This window comes from Deltaproteobacteria bacterium (assembly GCA_013151235.1).
GTDB lineage: Bacteria > CG2-30-53-67 > CG2-30-53-67 > CG2-30-53-67 > CG2-30-53-67 > JAADIO01.
Window position 1 is genome coordinate 46,193 of the sequence record JAADIO010000011.1, and the last position, 17,225, is coordinate 63,417.

Below are 17,225 nucleotides of genomic sequence, written 5' to 3' on the forward strand. Positions count from 1 at the left end.
TCCCGGCTCATTCCATTCATCGTTCCTCTGCCATCATCCGTTCCAGATCGTCCACCAGATCTTTTGCAGCCGCAGGCCGCGCACACTGCCGGGCAGCATTGCTCATCCGGGCCAGCACCTCCCGGTTTCCCAGCAACTCCCGAACTTCGGCAGACAAGCGCTCCGGGGCCAACTCCTCCTCGGCAATCAGCCTGGCGGCACCGGCCTCTTCCAGCACCCGGGCGTTCTTGAACTGATGATCGTCGGCCGCATAAGGAAAGGGGATCAGTACCGCAGGAAGTCCCGCCGCACACAGTTCGGAAAGAGCGATCGCCCCGGCACGGGAGATGGCCAGATCCGCCGCCTGATAGGCCGGCGCCATTTCGTAGAGATAAGCTTTCACCACCGCCCGGACTCCGGCCTCCCGGTAAGCCTGTCCTGCCGCTTCCGCATCGGCATCCCCGGTCTGATGGAGGAACTGAATCTCCGGATCGTTTCCTTTCATTTTCCGCACCATCTCCATCACCGCCGTGTTCACTGCATGCGCTCCCCGGCTTCCGCCGATGACCAGGACCAAGGGAAGTTCCGGGTCCAGACCGAAGAAGGTTCTGGCCGATCCGGAGTCCCCTTCCCATTGAAGCGATCGGATCGGATTGCCGAGCTTCCGCACCTTCCGCTTCGGAAAAGATTCCGCCGCTTCGTCGTAGGCGGTATAAACCCGGTCTGCAATCCATCCCAGGAGGCGGTTCGTCAAACCGGGGACACTGTTCTGTTCCTGAAGAACGATCCTCCGGCCGGACAAAAACCCCCCGAAAGCCAGAGGACCCGAGGCATACCCGCCGACGCCGACCACCACATCGGGCCGGAAGGACCTCAGGATCGACAGGGAACGGAGAAGGGCAAAGGGAAGTTGCAGAAACGCCCGCAGCTGTTCCCCTTTTCTCTTTCCCTTCAGACCACTCACGGGAATCGTTTCCAAATCAAACCCCTCTTTCGGGAGGATCCGGGTTTCCAGTCCTCCCTCCGTACCGACAAAAAGGATCGCACCTTCGGGATCCCGGCGGAGGATCTCCCGGGCCAGCGTGATCCCCGGATAGAGATGACCTCCCGTTCCCCCGCCGGCAATAACGGCCCTCATCTTTCCCGCGTCCACTTCGAGATATTCAAAAGAATCCCGACTCCGATAAAGGTCATGAGGAGCGAAGATCCTCCATAACTGAGCAGCGGCAGGGTCAACCCCTTCGTCGGCAGCAGGCCGACAACCACGCTCAGGTTTAACAGTGCCTGGATGGAAACCATCCCCGTCAACCCAAGGGCGAGATAGCGGCCGAAGGGGTCGACGGACCGAAGGGCGATCAGCATCCCCCGGTACAAAAAGATCGCAAAGGCCGCCACCACGATGACCGCCCCGATAAAGCCGAGTTCCTCTCCGATGATGGCAAAGATGAAATCGGTGTGCGGCTCCGGCAGGAACAGTCGTTCCTGATGTCCCTGGGCAAGACCTGTCCCGATCACCCCCCCGCTGCCGATGGCGAGAAAGGACTGGATAATCTGGAACCCCGCACCGGCGGCATCCTTCCAGGGATGCAGAAAGGCCATGAAACGGCGGCGCCGGTAGGCCGCTCCCATGATCAGAACATAGAGGAGAGGAATCGACACGAGAACGAGCGAAAAGAGGTAGCGAAGCCGCGTCCCCGCCATGAAGAGCATCAGCATGACCACCGCAGCAAGACTGACGGCCGTCCCGAGATCGGGCTGCAAAAGCATGAGCATGAAAAAGACTCCCAGGATGACCACGTAGGGGGTAAAACCGTAGGCGAAGTCCTTGATCTTTCCCTCCTTTTTCTTCAGGGAATGCGCCATGTAGAGGATCAAGCCCAGCTTGGTCATCTCCGACGGCTGGAACTTCACCCCGCCGACCTGCAGCCACCGCTGGGCTCCGCCGACCTTGACCCCGATGCCGGGGATCAGGACCAGGATCATCAGGAACAGACAGAGTCCCAGAAAGGGAAAAACGAAATAACGAAGATGGACATAGTTGAAATTTGCAGCGAGGAACATCCCGCAAAGCCCGAGGAGTGCGAAGATCATCTCCCGCTTCAGAAAAAAGTATTCATCGTGGTAGAGGTCCATGGCCATGTAGGCGCTGGCTGAATAGACCATGACCACCCCCAGAACACAGAGGAAGAGAACATCGGCCATGAGAATCTTGTCAAAGGACTTCTTCATTGTTCACCCTTCAAGCGCGCGACCTCGGCGCAGAAAACCGCTCCCCGTTCCTCGAAATCGGTGAACATGTCAAAACTGGCGCACCCCGGAGAAAGGAGAACGACATCACCCGGATGGGCCGACTCAAAAGCTCTCCGCACGGCCTCTTCCATCGACGCCGCACGTTCAATCCTCGTCGTACCGGTCAGGTCCTGCTCCATCCGGTTCGCCGCCTCCCCGATCAGAACGAGCGTCGCGACCCTTTCGGTTACGGCCGTCCGCAGATCCCGGTAATCGCTCCCCTTGCCCTGCCCCCCCGCAATGAGGTGGACCGGGACCTTGATGCTCTCCAGGGAACGGACCACGGCGCCCACATTGGTCCCCTTGGAATCGTTGATGAACCGGACCCCCGCCACTTCCCCGACCGACTCCATCCGGTGGGGCAGACCCGGAAATTCCTGCAAAGCCGACCGGACCGCCGAAAGCGTGCAGCCGGAGACCAGGGCCGCGGCGGAAGCGGCCAGGGCATTCTCCAGGTTATGGAGACCGGGGATCCGGATCGCCTCAACGGGAAGGATCTCTCCCCGGAACAGCGGAAGTTCGGAGATCATTTTGCCTCCTGCGGCATAAACTCCCCCGGCAACTTCCCGCTGCCGGCTCACCGGCACAACCTGTGCCCGAAGGTCTCCGGCCAGAGCGACACAGCGGTCGTCATCAAAATTCATCACGGCAAAGTCACCTTCCCCCTGATTCCTGAAGATGCGGGCCTTGGCGGCGGCATACTCTTCCATCCCTGGATAACGATTGAGATGGTCCGGCGACAGGTTCAACAGGACCGCCACATGGGAACGGAAGGAGGCGATCCCTTCCAACTGAAAACTGCTCAGTTCAACCACCCGGTCGGGAGGCGCTCCCTCGTTCCCGACAAGACTCGTCAGGGGGGTCCCGATGTTCCCGCAAACGTCGACTTCGCGTCCATCCGCCCGCAGCATGGCGCCGATCAGCGAGGTCGTCGTCGATTTTCCGTTCGTGCCGGTCACCCCGATGTAGGTTCCCGGAAGGAGACGATAGCCAAGCTCAACCTCGCTGATGATCTCCACCCCTTTCTTTCGGGCTTCCATGAGAGGGCCGGTTGACAGGGGAACGCCGGGACTTACCACGATCAGGTCCGCATCCATGAAGTCCGTCTCTCCGTGGCCGCCCGTCTCCACGGAAATACCCGGAGAAAGTTGCGCCAGAGCGGACGAAAGAAGATCCCTCGGTTTGGCATCGGTCACCCGGACGTGCGCACCTCGATCCAGAAGGACGTTGGCCGCGGCAATCCCGGAACGGGCCAGCCCCACCACAACGATCTTCTTTTCCCGGACGTCCATCTCCAATCGGCCTTCCACGTTTAAGGTCTGCACTTCGGTTCGTCTTCCTTATTCCGGCGGTTATCGCAGCTTCAGTGTTCCCAGGGCCATGAGGGCCAGGATGATCGAAATGATCCAGAACCGCACAATGATTTTCGGCTCCGCCCATCCCTTCAGTTCATAGTGGTGATGGATCGGCGCCATTTTGAAGACCCGCCTGCCCGTCAGCTTAAAACTGGCCACCTGGATGATCACCGATAATGCCTCGATCACAAAGATCCCGCCGATCAGGATCAACAGGATCTCATGCTTGCTGATCACCGCCACCGTACCGATCGCCGCGCCCAACGCAAGGGACCCGATATCCCCCATAAAAACCGAGGCGGGATAGGTATTGAACCAGAGAAAACCGAGACTGGCGCCGGTCATGGAAAAGCAGAAGAGGGTGAGTTCCCCCACCCCCTTGACATAGGGGATCTGGAGATAATTGGCGAACTTCACATTCCCGGTGGCATAGACGATGACGGCATAGACGAGAGAGGCGATCATCACCGGCCCGATGGCAAGTCCGTCAAGTCCGTCGGTAAGATTCACGGCGTTGGACGTTCCCACAATAACGAACATGGCAAAGGGAAGATAGAACCATCCCAGGTCGGGCATCGCCTTCTTGAAAAACGGAAGAGGCAGGCTGGTGGTAATGGAGTCCTCCGGATAAAGGATCAGGATCAGGCAGATCACAAAGGAGAGAACAATCTGAAGGGCGAACTTCTCCCGGGGGCGAAGACCTTCGGAACGATTCTTCGCAAGTTTGATGGAATCGTCGAGTAAACCGATCAGCCCGAATCCGAGAGTGGCCGTCAGGACCAACCAGACATACCGGTTGGTCAGATCCGCCCAGAGGAGCATCGAGACAAAAATGGAGATCAGGATCAGCAGTCCCCCCATGGTCGGGGTCCCCGATTTTTTCTGATGGTTCTGCGGACCGAGCATCCGGATCTTCTGCCCGACATGATACTGTTTCAGACGATTGATCAGGAAGGGACCGACGGCCAGGCTGACCAGCAGAGAGGTCAGGGCCGCAACAACGGTCCGGAAGGTGATATACCGGAAGACGTTGAAAATCTTAATCGATTCATGTAATGGATAGAGGAGATGATAGAGCATTTCTGTTTCTCAACCCTTCCGGATGCACACAAAAAGAGGACAAAACACCGCCTCCCGGCGCTGCCCCTCCCGGTTCCCGAACAATTGCCTTACTCCGTATTTCTCAATTCTTCCACAATCTTTTCCAACCCCACTCCCCGGGAGGCCTTGATCAGGACCCGGTCCCGGGTTTCCAGGATCTTCACCAGATTATCAAAGGCTTCCCGTGCATCCGCACAGCATGCCACATGATGTTCATCCATCCCGCAGCGTTGCGCCTCGTCGGCAATCCATCGGGCCTGCGTCCCCACGGCAATGAGACGGGCAATCGGACCTTCGGCGATCATCCGGCCGACCGTCCGGTGTGCCGTTTCACTGAAGTCACCTAATTCCAGCATGTCGCCCAAGACGGCGATATTTCTCCGGTTCCCGCCAAGGTCCGCCACGGTCTGCAGGGCCGCCGTCACCGAAGCCGGATTGGCATTGTAGGCATCGTTGATCACTTCGGTTCCTCCGGGCAGGAGGAAGGATTCCCACCGCATCCCGGGGAGAGTACAGTCAGCAAGCCCTTGTTGGATCTCGGGAAGTGGGACTCCTGCAACCAGCGAGGCGGCGGCCGCAGCCAGAGCGTTACCGACCTGGTGCCGTCCCGGTTTCGACAGCCGAACGGCAACCTCTTCCCCTTGATAAGAGAGTCGAAAATGAACCGCCCCTCCCTCTCCGGAGGTAATCTCCGCCGCCCTTACATCCGATGAAGGATGGATCCCGAAAGTGATCACCCGTCCCCGAACCTTCTCCGCCAGGGCATAAACCCTGGGATCGTCCCGGTTCAGGACCGCCCAGCCATCTTCGGGAAGATCATCGAGGATCTCCGCCTTGGCCCGGGCAATCTCCTCAACGTTTTTCAGGATCATCAGGTGCGCCGCCGAAACGTTGGTAATCACCACAATGTTGGGCCGGGCGATCTCCCGAAGACGAGTAATCTCTCCGCTCCCGCTCATCCCGAATTCCACTACCGCCGCCCGGGTTTCCGGCCCGAGGCCGAAAAGACTCAAGGGAACCCCGATATGATTGTTCAGGTTCCCCAGGGAACGGTGGGTCTTACGGCCGATCCTGAGGATGGAGTAGATCATCTCTTTGGTTGAGGTCTTGCCGTTGGTCCCCGTGACCGCCACCAAGGGGAGCGAAAACTGCATCCGGTGATAATGGGCCAGGTCCTGCAGCGCCCGCAGCGTGTCGGGAACGGCAATCAGGCTCGCTTCGCTGAGGGAGGCATGCTCCGGGTCCGGCGCCTCCGGCGCCCACCCCTCCCGCACGATCCGGCCCAGTGCCCCCTTCTTCAGGGCCTCCCCGGAAAAATCATGGCCGTCAAAACGTTCCCCGCGAATCGCGACGAAGAGTTCACCGCCCCGGATGGTCCTCGAGTTGATCTCCACGCCGGTGAAACGGAGATCCTTCCCTCCCCGGAGGAGCTTTCCGCCCGTCGCCTTCAGGACATCCGCCGTCGTCAGCAACTTTCGTTCCTCATAACGTAAACCTGCATCCGTAATCTTGTGCAATGACTTTTCTCACCTCTTCCCGATCGTCAAAATGAAACCGCTTCTCCCCGATAATCTGGTAGTCTTCATGCCCCTTCCCGGCCACGACCACGATGTCCCCCGCTTCCGCCGACGAGACTCCCTGCCGAATCGCCTCCCGACGGTCCCCGATCACCTCCACGGCAGATCGTCGATCTTCTCCGATCCCGGTGAGGATCTCCCCAAGAATGGCGCCGGGGTCCTCGGTCCTCGGATTATCGGACGTCACGATCACCCGGTCGGAGAGCCGGGCGGCTACCGCTCCCATGAGAGGCCGCTTCCCCCGGTCCCGGTCCCCGCCGCACCCGAAGACGGTAATCACCCGACCCCGGCAGACTTCCCGAACCGTCTTCAACAAATTCCGCAGGGCATCGTCGGTATGGGCATAGTCCACCACCACCGTAAAACCCGCCCCGGAAATCTTTTCAAACCTCCCCGGCACGACGGAAAGACCGGCAATCCCTTCCTGCAGGATCTTCGCCGGAAGACCGAGAGTCACACCGGCTGCCACCGCAGCCAACAGGTTGGCAACATTGTAACTCCCGCTCAGAGTCGATTCGATTGCGATCGTACCGACCGGCGTTTTGACCGTCAGGGTCAGGCCATCGATGGTATTGTGAAACTGCTCAACCTGGAAATCCGCCTTCTCGTACAAGGCAAAGGTCCGGACCTCTCCTTTCGTCTCCTGCACCAGCCGACGTCCCCAGGGATCATCAACATTGATCAGGGAGACCGTCTCTTCCTTGACATAGGTTTCCGTGAAAAGTTCAGCCTTGGCATGATAGTAGTTCTCCATGGTTTCATGAAAGTCCAGGTGGTCCCGGGTCAGGTTCGTGAAGACCCGAAGATCAAAACAACATTCCCGCACCCGTCCGATCGCCAGGGCATGGGAGGAGACCTCCAGAACAGCCGCCGTCATCCCCGTTTCCTTCATCCGGTGGAGCAACTGCTGCACCTGTAACGACCGGGGCGTGGTATTGGGGGCCGGCAGGGTCTTACCACCCACCTCGTAACGAAGCGTCCCGATCAACCCCGCCGGACGACCGGCGGCCTTCAGAATGCTCTGGATCAAGAGAGAGACCGTCGTTTTCCCGTTGGTCCCGGTAATCCCGACGGTGGTCAATTCCCGGGAAGGATATCCCCAGAAAGCCGCGGAAACCCGGGCCAGGGCATCGACCGTATCAGGGACACGGACGGCGGCAACGCGCTCTAAAGGTTTCGCTTCTTGCAGGATCACCGCCACAGCCCCTCTTTCAATCGCTTCCCCGATATGTGCATGTCCATCGGTATGCTCCCCTTTCACCGCCACAAAGAGATCGCCCGGCTCCACCTGCCGGGAGTCATCCCGGATGGAAGAGATCTCAATGCCCTCCGCTTCGCCCTGAACCTCCGCACCCGGAAGCGCCTGCAGAAGATCCACTAACAGCATCACCCGCTCCCATTGACCTGTGCCAAGGTTGCCTTCCGGTTGTTGCACCGAGTCAGGACCCATTCCGGTGATTGCGGCGGGACCACCCGGAGGTAACGGAGGGTCCGTTCCGCAATCCGCCGAAAAGCCGGCGCCGCCACAAGGCCGCCGTAGTAGTATCTTCCATGAGGTTCATTCACCACGACGATCAGTGCGAATTCCGGCCGGTCGACCGGGACAAAACCGACAAAGGAGCCGATATAATCCTTCCGGGAATACCGTCCCAGTTCGGGATCGAATTTCTGGGCCGTCCCCGTCTTCCCGGCCACCCGGAATCCCGGAACCCCGGCTTTCGGCGCCGTCCCCCCTTCCGAGACCACCGCCTCCATACACCGGATGAGGAAATCCGCCGTCTGACGCGAGATCACCCGCCGACGAACCTGGGGAGGGAATTTCCGCACGACGTTTCGGTCCTCGTCGATCACCCGTGAAACCACATAGGGCTGCATCCGGACCCCTTCGTTGGCAATGGTGGCCACGGCGGAAACAACCTGGAGCGCCGTCACCGAAAGCTCCTGCCCCATGGAAAGCGAGGCCTCGGAGAGTCCCGACCACTCTTTCGTGGGACGCACCATGCCGTTTGCCTCGCCGGGGAGATCGATCCCGGTCTTCTTCCCGAAACCGAAGTCGGTGATGTAACGGTAAAAATCCTTTTCATCAAGATGTTCTCCGATCTTGATCGCTCCGATGTTACTGCTCCGCTGGAGGATCTGCCGGACGGTGAGCCATCCATATTCATGGGTATCATGATAGATGGTGGTACGGAACCGATAGGCGCCGTTTTCGCAGTAAAAGATATCCTTCGGATGAATCACACCCCGGTCGAGAGCGGCAGCCAGTGTCACAAGTTTAAAGGTGGAACCGGGCTCGAAGTTTTCCTGGATCGCCAGATTTCTGCGATCCCGGGCAGAAGCTTCACAAAACTTGTTCGGGTCGAACCCGGGATAGCTCGCCATGGCGAGGATCTCGCCGGTTTGCGGACGGATCATCACCGCCGTCCCGGAGAGGGCCTGGTTCTCTTCGACGGCATTTTTCAGTTCCTCCTCCGCAATGTGCTGGATCACCCGGTCGAGGGTCAGGACCAGGTGATTCGCCCCTGCAGGTTTGATAAATCCTTCCCCTTCATCCATGATCTTCCGCCGCTTGGCATCCACACTGGCCAGAAAGTATCCCGGTTTCCCCTTGAGAAGGGCATCATACTTGTATTCGATCCCTTCGAGACCTTCATTGTCCATCCCGACAATCCCGAGGACGCCTGCGGCCATCGTGCGGTTGGGATAAAACCGCTTGCTTTCATAGAGGGCATGAATTCCGTTGAGGCCGGCCTGCCCCAATCTTTTCAGAATGGAGGGGTTACATTTCCGGGCGATCCATACAAACTGTTTCTTCTTCATCAGGCTTTTCAGGATCCGACGGCGGCGCTTCCCGGTCATACGCGCCAGGATCCGGGCGGCGGCCGGCTTGTTCCCGACCTGCGATGGAACGGCATAGAGGGAAACCGTATCCACACTGATGGCCAGTTCCCGCATCTCCCGGTCGTAGATCGTACCCCGCTTGGGCATGATCTTGACAATTCGCATCTGCTGTTTCTCCGCCCGTTCCCGTAACTTCCGGTGATCGCGAATCTGGAGAGCGTAAAGACGATAGACCACCAGGGCATATCCGACGGCAAAGAGAGCCATCACGAGATACGCCTTGACTGGAAAATAATCTTTCGAGGCTTTTTTTCTCATCCTGACTCTCCCCACGGGATACGATCGGGGGTGCGGCTACTTGACATACAGGATCTGCCCCTCTTCGGGCAGGTGCAGATGCAATTTCTTTCGGGCACGACTCTCCACCCGATCGAGTGAGATCGAAGTCGCATATTCCAGAAGCAGATTGCGCTTCTCCTGTTTCAACTTCCGGTTCTGCTCTTTCAGACAGGCAATCTCATAACCAACCCGGACATACTGCGTCCGTTCCCAGACGGAACAAACCCCGACCAGAACACAGAAAAATACCACGAAGAGAATGGGAAGGCGCACCCGGAGCGGGGTACGGTCCCGCTTGGAAAGGATGTCGATTTTCTGGGTCCCCGTGAAAACCCTGGGGGCATAATTCATTTTTTCTTCCCTCTTTTTTCTGCAATCCGGAGCTTCGCGCTACGAGCGGAAAGGTTCTCCCGCACCTCTTCCTCGGTGGGGAGGATCGGTCGCCTTGTGACCCGCCGCAGGACCGGCTCTTCCTTACAGACACAGACCGGAAAATCGGGGGGACAGACACACCCCTTCGCCAGCCGATGAAAAAACCGTTTTACAATCCGGTCCTCAAGAGAATGAAAGGAAATAACACAGAGCCTTCCACCCTCCCGAAGGAGATCGACGGCCCCGGCCAAACCCTCCTCCAGCGCCGCAAGCTCTCCATTGACGGCAATCCGCAGGGCCTGAAAGGTCCGGGTCGCCGGATGAATCCTGAACCGACGCGCCCCGGGCAGCGCCTTCTCCACCAGGTCCGCCAGCTCCTTTGTGGTCCGGATGGGATGATCCTCCCGGACCCGGCAGATAGCATCCACGATGGGACGCCACCGTCTCTCCTCACCGAAACGGATGAGAATCCCCTTCAGCGTATCCCGATCCTCCCGATTCACCAGATCGCAGGCGGTAGGGATTTCGGCCTGCTGGTCCATCCGCATATCGAGAGGCGCATCGTGAAGGAAGCTGAACCCCCGTTCCGGCGAAGCCAACTGAAAGGTGGAAACACCGAGGTCCATCAGGATCCCGTCGACAACTTCGATACCCAGGGTCTCCATCCGGGAGCGAATCTCCCGGAAATTTCCCTGAACCGGCGTAAATTGAGAACCGAACGGGGCAAGTCGTTCCGCAACCCGGACAACCGCCTCGGAATCGCTGTCGAAACCGACCAGCCGTCCCTCCGGGGAGAGCCGGTTGAGAATTCTCTCTGCATGGCCCCCGCCCCCCAGGGTGCAGTCGACATAGATCCCGTCCGGATCGATCCGCAAGCCCTCGATCGACTCCTTCCACAACACCGGCAGATGCTTCATGGGCATTCGGCATGAAACGTTTTCGCTCCCTGTATCATAAGGACCGCCAGGAACGATCGGTTTACCGGACTAATAGATCGTTTGCAGGTTTTTGCCATGGATGACGGCTACATCAAGATCCGTTGCCAGTCGCTCTTTTTGGATCGCCTGGATACCCCGGCTGCAGTTGGAGAAGTATTTGAAGTCGCTGTAAACACCGACGATCTGGAAGATATTCTTCAGGTATCCACTCATACCGGAAAGAGCAAGACCCCCGCCGGCATCCTTCTGCTTGCCGGCGGTCTGCGACAATTGCTTCAGACTCAGGAAATTCACATGGCTCACAGCCCCGAGATCGAGAATGGAAAAGGCATACCCCCTCAAACGGTAACGATCAATAATGGAGCAAATCCTCTTCATGTCCTCTACGTCGATATCACGATCGAGCTTGAGGACCATGACCTTCACCTTGTCCTGATTCAGGCTTCCCATTCCATCGCCCTCCCTGCCCGGATGCTTTCCGAACCGGACCATTCATCGTTCCATTCCGCAAGAAACCGACTTCCGCAGGAGCGTTCCCTACAACCCAAGCTGCTGCAGAGCCTCCTCCACGTTCAAGGTTTCCTGCACCCGGCCTTCCACTTCCTCCTCCCAACGCTGCCGGTTCCACACCTCGATCCTGTTCAACATCCCGACAACCACCGTCTCCCGGCTGAGGTCCGCATGGTTTCTCAGGTCTTGAGGAATCAGGATCCGTCCCTGCTTGTCAAAACCGCATTCCGCCATGGAACCCAAGACCCAGCGAAAAACGGCCTCCTGATCCGGGGTCCTGAACTGATTGAATTTTGTCTCTTCGAGGGTTTTCCAGACGGAGAGGGGATAGGCACGAAGACAGCGATTATGCTTGACAAGAATCAGTTTTTCTTCAAAATTATCGGCAAAGACTTCGCGGAACTTTGCCGGAAAATTGAGTCTTCCCTTGGCATCAATGTTGTGATTGAAGCGGCCTCTGAACACTTTGTCCCCACTCTCTCCCACATTTACCCACTATGAGACAAAGTATAGCCACGGAAAAAACCAATTGTCAAGGATAATATTGAATTTATCAAGAGTTATAATACATTTCCCCCCGATGAAAAAGATGGGCGTTTTGACAAAAAAACCTACCAATATGAATATTTTATTGTGAGTTTACCGGTATTCGGGGAGAGGAAGGGTCCGGAGTGGGGAAGAATCTTTCATGGAAGGTTGTTGCGTATACAATTCTCTACGTATTCCTTTGCGCCTCTTAAGGCCTCCGTCATGGAAGACCCCCGTGCCAGAGAAGCACAGAGAGCGGCGGAGAAGCGGCAGCCGCTTCCATGGAGATCCCCCGGCACGCGGGGAGAGGCAAAGGAGAAAAATTTCTTACCATTATAGAGAAGGTCGACGGGGTCCCCGGCAAGATGCCCTCCGGTGATCACCACGTTTCTCGGCCCCAGGTCGTGAATCCTTCTGCACATCTCCCGCAGCCATTCACGCTCGGACGGACCCGCCCCGCGACTGACGGCGCTGAAGGCCTGCGCCTCCGCCAGATTCGGCGTCACGACCGTCGCCAGGGGGAAAAGCTCTTCCACCAGGGCCTTGCGTCCCTCCTCTTCCAGGAGAGGGATCCCGTTGGATGAGAAGAGGACCGGATCGATAACCACCACCGGCGGGGCGAAATGTTTCAGAAGACGGGCCAGAACCCGCACGTTTTCCTCCGTCAGGAGCATTCCCGTCTTGAGCCCGTCGATCCGCTCCCCCTGCAGGATCGTTTCCAGTTGCAGGGCAAAGGCCTCCGGCGCCACAGGAAAGGTCCCCCGAACCCCCTGACCATCCTGCGCCGTCAGGGCGGCGATCACGGAACGGCCGGACACGCCAAAACGATCAAAGGTTCGCAGATCGGACTGAATCCCCGCCCCACCCGTCGGATCGGCCCCGGCAACGGTCAACACCTTCAGGATCGGATCTTCACATATCATTTAATACCCCCATCTACACAACAAGGCTCCCGACGAAATCCGTTAACTGTTCCAGGGTCGCGCATTCTCTTAAATCATCACAATAGGGCTTGTACTGCATCACGACATTGGTGGCGGAATACCAGAACTCTTCTTCTTCCGGGTTAAGCCAGATGGTTCTCCGGACCCGCTCCGTGATCCTGCGGAAGGTCTCCACCTTCGGATCGTTCCAGTTGTTCTCTCCGTCACCCAGGACAATCAAGGTCGTATCCTTATCCAGCGCACTGGAGTATTTCTCGAGGAAGGTCTCAAATGCGATCCCGTAATTCGTGAGCTGCCCCAGACCGATACGGTGCTGCTTGACCGCCTTCTCAAAGGCCGTTTCTAGATTGTGTTCTTTGAAATAATAGGAAATCTCATGGGCGGTACGAACAAAGATGAAGGAGCGAATTTTGGAAAACCGGTCCTGCAATCGGTATAACAGCAGAAGCATCAGATGGGCCTCGTAGGCCACGGACATCGAAATATCGCAAAGGGCGACGATCTTTCCTTTTTTGCGGCGGTGAACCCGCCGGCGAAGATCAAAGGGAACACCGTCATAGCGGAGGGAACTGCGAATCGTGTTCTTGATATCCAGACTGCCGTGATGCGCCCGCTTCTCCCGACGGATCAATGCGTCTTTCAGTTTCTGGGCAAGCTTCTCCACGGCTTCCTTTACCCGGGCATGTTCCTTGAGAGTCAGGCGGTCGAATTTAATCATCGAAATCGTCCGCTGCCGCTCCCAGGGAAGAAGCTTTTCCTGGGCGGGCCTTGCCGTCCTCTTCTCCTGCAACAGATCCTGCGCATCCTGCAAGCGCCTCCGCAGAAATTCGCTCAATGCCTCCCGCTGATCCCGGGTCATCTGATAGGAAGCCTCCGTATAGGCCTCTCGTTTGTCCTGAATGACCCGGATCGCCTTGCGTACCTTTTCCCGTTTCGACTTCGAAAGCGGACGGTCCGACAACTCTCCTTCGCCGATCTCCACGGTGTCCTCTCCCCGGACCAGATCGAGAAGCCCATCCACCTCTCCCTCAATGTAGTCTGCAAGAAGTTTTTCCGTTTGGTCGCCCTCCCTGCGCAGCTCTCCCGCAAACTCCAGCGCCTCGAGCTTGACGACGGAATCGAGCTGCTCAAATTCCAGGGGAGAGTGATCTTCAAAAAACCGATGAAACAACCGGATGAATTTCGGCCGGTCCCTGCTCTGCTTGATAAAACAGCCCTGCAGGGCGAAGAGAAATTGTTCACGGTCTAAAAGCTCAATCTCTTTCAGTGCCGTGACGGCATCGTGCAACGACGAAGTGGCGATGGGAAAACCATTGTACCGCAGAAAATTCGCGAACTGGAGCAGGACGGAAGTCACCGGTCATCTCCCAGGATCCGGGCCGAGTTCTGCAGGATCGTATCCATATCGGTCTTGTACTTGCTGATAATCCCCAGCGTCTTCCGGAGCTCATCGGCTTCGAGATTCCGGATATTCAGAGTCAGCAACGATTCCGCCCAGTCGATGGTCTCGGAGATGGCCGGTTTTTTCTTGATGTCCAGGTCGCGGATGCGGTGGATAGAGCGGACTAATTTATTGATCAGCGACTTGTCCATATCGGGAAACCGGGAGGCCACGATCTTGCATTCCAGCTCCTGCGACGGATAGTCAATGAAGAGATGAAGGCACCGCCGCTTGAGGGCATCACTCAAATCCCGGTTGGCATTGGACGTCAGAAAGACCATGGGAATCACCCGGGGCTTCCGGGTCCCGAGTTCGGGGATCGTAATCTCATAATTGTTCAGCACCTCCAGCAGGTAGGCCTCAAACTCCGGGTCCGGCTTGTCCACTTCGTCGATCAGCAGGACCGACTGCTCCTCCGAAGTGATGGCCCTCAGCAGGGGCCGCTGCAACAGGAAATGATCGGAGAAGAAGGCGTTTTCCAGTTCATCCAGGGATTGGATCGCCTGAGAGAGATCACGGGCGGAGTCGACCAGCTCATGGATCTTCTCTTTCAGCAACTGCGTGTAGAGAAGCTGCTTGGCATACTCCCACTCATAAATCGCCTTCGTCTCATCGATCCCCTCATAACATTGCAGATGGATCAACTCCCGGTGCATCGCCTTTGCCATGGCCCGGGCCAGCTCCGTCTTCCCGACACCGGCCGGCCCTTCCACCAGGACGGGACGCTGCATCCGGATCCCTAAATAGACGATCGTTGCAATCTCTTTCGAGGCGATATACTTCTGCTTCTTCAATGCCTTGGATACATCTTTGACGGATTTGATCGACACGGGTACACACTCCATTCTCATAAGACGCCCGGCCAACCCCGGGCATATTTTGAACAGCTTGTAAAAAGAAGTCGGATTGATGACAACAATATTACATAGCAACAGAGCCGTCAAGGGCGATTGCCCGGCAACTCGGTCTGGATCGCAGAACGGTGGCAAGCTACATCCGGAACGGGGAATTCCCCCAATATCAGGTGGTGAATCGGCGGTCGGGATTGACCCTACCAATGATCAAGGATTGGCTCGGGCAAGAGGACTATCCGGCGGCCCCGGTACACGATCCGGTGCAACTCCAGGGCGATATGGGGCGTTGGGGGGGGCACACACATGACATTCTTGAGGTAAACTTTCAGGGAGCACCATCGGGGATAGTTAACTTACATTCAGCGGTTTACCCGGGGCGGCCACCCAAACAATGATTATGCCCTTCTCCTCTTTGCCAGGTAAATCAGCAGGAGGGGAAGAAGAAGGAAGACAAGATCCGGTCCGGCAGGGGCGCCCTGACGAAGGGCGCAGCCGCCCCCACCCCCTCCACCGCCACCGCTGCTGCCGGTGGAAAGGCCGCCGGCCTCCACGGCCGGTCCGCCGGCATCCGTGATGACACCGTCCGCCGTGAGGTCGTCGTCGCCCCGTTTCCCGTCCACGAAGTGGAGGGTGATGGTATGCCCGCTGATCTCGGCCCCCGTGGTTCCGTCATAACTGAACTTGTACCAGTGATCACTTGTGTTATCCGGCGTCGGGCCGTACATGTAGTAGGCGTTGACCGTCGTGTCGGACGGGAGATAGATCGTCACGGTCGTCCCCTGTCCGCTTCCGACCTTATTCACTTTGAAACTGAAGAGACCGTAGGGAAAGGTCGTGTTGCTGCTCGGGCCGCTTGCCGGCTTCGGCAGGGAGGTTGCGGCCGTGATCGTCTCCCCCGATCCCTTCGCCTTGAGCGTCACGGCGGCGTCACCTGCCGTGTAGAGGGAGGCGACACCCGGCTCATCGGCATCGGCCGTTCCGTCCCTGTCCCCGTCGTAATCTGCTGGAATCGGACCAAGCAATCGTGTCAGGACAATCCTTGAAGAATTATAATTATTGCCCTCATTCCCTACAAGAAGGATCCGTCCGTCCGGCAATTGCACAATATCACGATAACTTTCACCGTCATACTGGATCACCCCCTTTGTCCCGAAGGAGGTGTCGGGCGAGCCGTCACTGTTGTAGTAAAGGAGAAACGAGCCTTCAATAGGGGATGACGAACTCTTACATGCACCAAGGACGTAGATTTTCCCGTCGGGCTGCAGAACGTGGTCAGAAACCCAGCATGAGTCGTAACTTCGATCATCAGTGTACGTTACGACGCCGTTTGTCCCAAAGGTCGTATCGAGGGTCCCGTCACTGTTGTACCGGAGGACAACGGCATCTCCCGTGGCAGAGGTCTCGCCATCCCCAACCAGAAGGATCTTGCCGCTATTCATGGGAAGGACGCTGCCCCCCGACATATCACTATTGCTTACGACGCCGTCCGTTCCGAAGGTGGTGTCAAGGGTCCCGTCACTCTTGTACCGAAGCAGGAAAGAGAAAACGCCGCCAGAGGAGGAGCAGTCCCCGGTAACAAGGATTTTGCCGCCTGAGTCTGTATGCATCTCATAGTCCTTGCAGGAGGAATTAGAAGCAGGTGAATAGGTTACCGTACCTCCCGATCCGAAGGATGTGTCTATTTTACCATCGGACGTGTAACGTTGTATGAATAATTTTGCCGAACCACCCGTAGCTGGATAGGACCTCCAAACAACGAGGATCTTACCATCGGACTGTATGATCACATCATCAACATCATTATCCGTGCCTTGGCCATCATGACAGATGACGGAACCGTTCGTCCCGAAGGTGGTGTAAGCATCCCCCTCCGCGGCCGTTGCGGCCGGGATGCTTACTGAAAACAGGAAAAAGACGGAAAAGATAACAGCGGCGAATCTCTTCATGAAATTCCTTCTTATTCTGTGGATGTGATAAGAAAATATGAGTGCCGGAGATATACCAAGAAAGGCATATGGAAATCATATGCACTCTGCAATAATACTGTCAAAAATAAAATCATACCGTGAATTTGTCTTTTAATTACAAGGTGCTATAGGATGTTTCCATGAAAAGGCAGAACAGGGTCGGCAACAACATCCGAAGATTCAGGACCGG

The 17,225-nt window shown here is 57.2% G+C and carries 15 protein-coding genes; all 15 read right to left on the bottom strand.

What is annotated here, in order from left to right; genetic code table 11:
• Nucleotides 1–16: 16 nt before the first annotated feature.
• Entirely contained in the window at nucleotides 17–1,117 is a 1,101-nt protein-coding gene (gene murG / locus GXP58_02470; GenBank protein NOY52466.1) for an undecaprenyldiphospho-muramoylpentapeptide beta-N-acetylglucosaminyltransferase, read from the bottom strand.
• Complete coding sequence (ftsW, locus tag GXP58_02475) at nucleotides 1,114–2,208, bottom strand: putative lipid II flippase FtsW (GenBank protein NOY52467.1); 1,095 nt, start codon at nucleotides 2,206–2,208, stop codon at nucleotides 1,114–1,116. The genes murG and ftsW overlap by 4 nt, the downstream gene beginning before the upstream one ends.
• The gene (murD, locus tag GXP58_02480) at nucleotides 2,205–3,593 is read right to left on the bottom strand and encodes a UDP-N-acetylmuramoyl-L-alanine--D-glutamate ligase (GenBank protein NOY52468.1); all 1,389 of its coding nucleotides are present in this window, start codon (nucleotides 3,591–3,593) and stop codon (nucleotides 2,205–2,207) included. Before murD ends, ftsW begins: the two co-directional genes overlap by 4 nt.
• 27 nt (nucleotides 3,594–3,620) lie before the next feature.
• On the bottom strand, nucleotides 3,621–4,703 hold the full coding sequence (locus GXP58_02485; protein ID NOY52469.1) for a phospho-N-acetylmuramoyl-pentapeptide-transferase: 1,083 nt from the start codon (nucleotides 4,701–4,703) through the stop codon (nucleotides 3,621–3,623).
• A gap of 89 nt (nucleotides 4,704–4,792) precedes the next feature.
• Nucleotides 4,793–6,196, bottom strand: a complete 1,404-nt coding sequence (locus tag GXP58_02490) for a UDP-N-acetylmuramoyl-tripeptide--D-alanyl-D-alanine ligase (protein NOY52470.1) — start codon at nucleotides 6,194–6,196, stop codon at nucleotides 4,793–4,795.
• 10 nt (nucleotides 6,197–6,206) lie between these two features.
• Nucleotides 6,207–7,688, bottom strand: a complete 1,482-nt coding sequence (locus tag GXP58_02495) for a UDP-N-acetylmuramoyl-L-alanyl-D-glutamate--2,6-diaminopimelate ligase (GenBank protein ID NOY52471.1) — start codon at nucleotides 7,686–7,688, stop codon at nucleotides 6,207–6,209.
• Nucleotides 7,688–9,460 (bottom strand): penicillin-binding protein 2, encoded by a 1,773-nt coding sequence (locus GXP58_02500; GenBank protein ID NOY52472.1) that lies wholly within the window; start codon nucleotides 9,458–9,460, stop codon nucleotides 7,688–7,690. Before GXP58_02500 ends, GXP58_02495 begins: the two co-directional genes overlap by 1 nt.
• A 36-nt stretch (nucleotides 9,461–9,496) precedes the next feature.
• Entirely contained in the window at nucleotides 9,497–9,832 is a 336-nt protein-coding gene (ftsL, locus tag GXP58_02505) for a cell division protein FtsL (protein ID NOY52473.1), read from the bottom strand.
• Nucleotides 9,829–10,776: a 16S rRNA (cytosine(1402)-N(4))-methyltransferase RsmH gene (rsmH, locus tag GXP58_02510; GenBank protein NOY52474.1), complete on the bottom strand. Its 948-nt coding sequence runs from the start codon at nucleotides 10,774–10,776 to the stop codon at nucleotides 9,829–9,831. Before rsmH ends, ftsL begins: the two co-directional genes overlap by 4 nt.
• Nucleotides 10,777–10,839: 63 nt before the next feature.
• Nucleotides 10,840–11,283, bottom strand: coding sequence for an STAS domain-containing protein (locus GXP58_02515; GenBank protein NOY52475.1), 444 nt, complete (start codon nucleotides 11,281–11,283; stop codon nucleotides 10,840–10,842).
• 45 nt (nucleotides 11,284–11,328) lie between these two features.
• Nucleotides 11,329–11,766 carry a division/cell wall cluster transcriptional repressor MraZ gene (gene mraZ, locus GXP58_02520; protein NOY52476.1) on the bottom strand — a complete coding sequence of 146 codons (438 nt, stop codon included), beginning with the start codon at nucleotides 11,764–11,766 and terminating at the stop codon, nucleotides 11,329–11,331.
• A gap of 221 nt (nucleotides 11,767–11,987) precedes the next feature.
• The gene (gene thiD / locus GXP58_02525; protein ID NOY52477.1) at nucleotides 11,988–12,752 is read right to left on the bottom strand and encodes a bifunctional hydroxymethylpyrimidine kinase/phosphomethylpyrimidine kinase; all 765 of its coding nucleotides are present in this window, start codon (nucleotides 12,750–12,752) and stop codon (nucleotides 11,988–11,990) included.
• A gap of 13 nt (nucleotides 12,753–12,765) precedes the next feature.
• A complete protein-coding gene (locus GXP58_02530) occupies nucleotides 12,766–14,130 on the bottom strand; it encodes a VWA domain-containing protein (protein ID NOY52478.1) in 1,365 nt (454 codons plus the stop codon).
• Nucleotides 14,127–15,059, bottom strand: coding sequence for a MoxR family ATPase (locus tag GXP58_02535; protein ID NOY52479.1), 933 nt, complete (start codon nucleotides 15,057–15,059; stop codon nucleotides 14,127–14,129). The genes GXP58_02530 and GXP58_02535 overlap by 4 nt, the downstream gene beginning before the upstream one ends.
• A 404-nt stretch (nucleotides 15,060–15,463) precedes the next feature.
• Nucleotides 15,464–17,014: a hypothetical protein gene (locus GXP58_02540; protein NOY52480.1), complete on the bottom strand. Its 1,551-nt coding sequence runs from the start codon at nucleotides 17,012–17,014 to the stop codon at nucleotides 15,464–15,466.
• Between the last annotated feature and the right edge of the window lie 211 nt (nucleotides 17,015–17,225).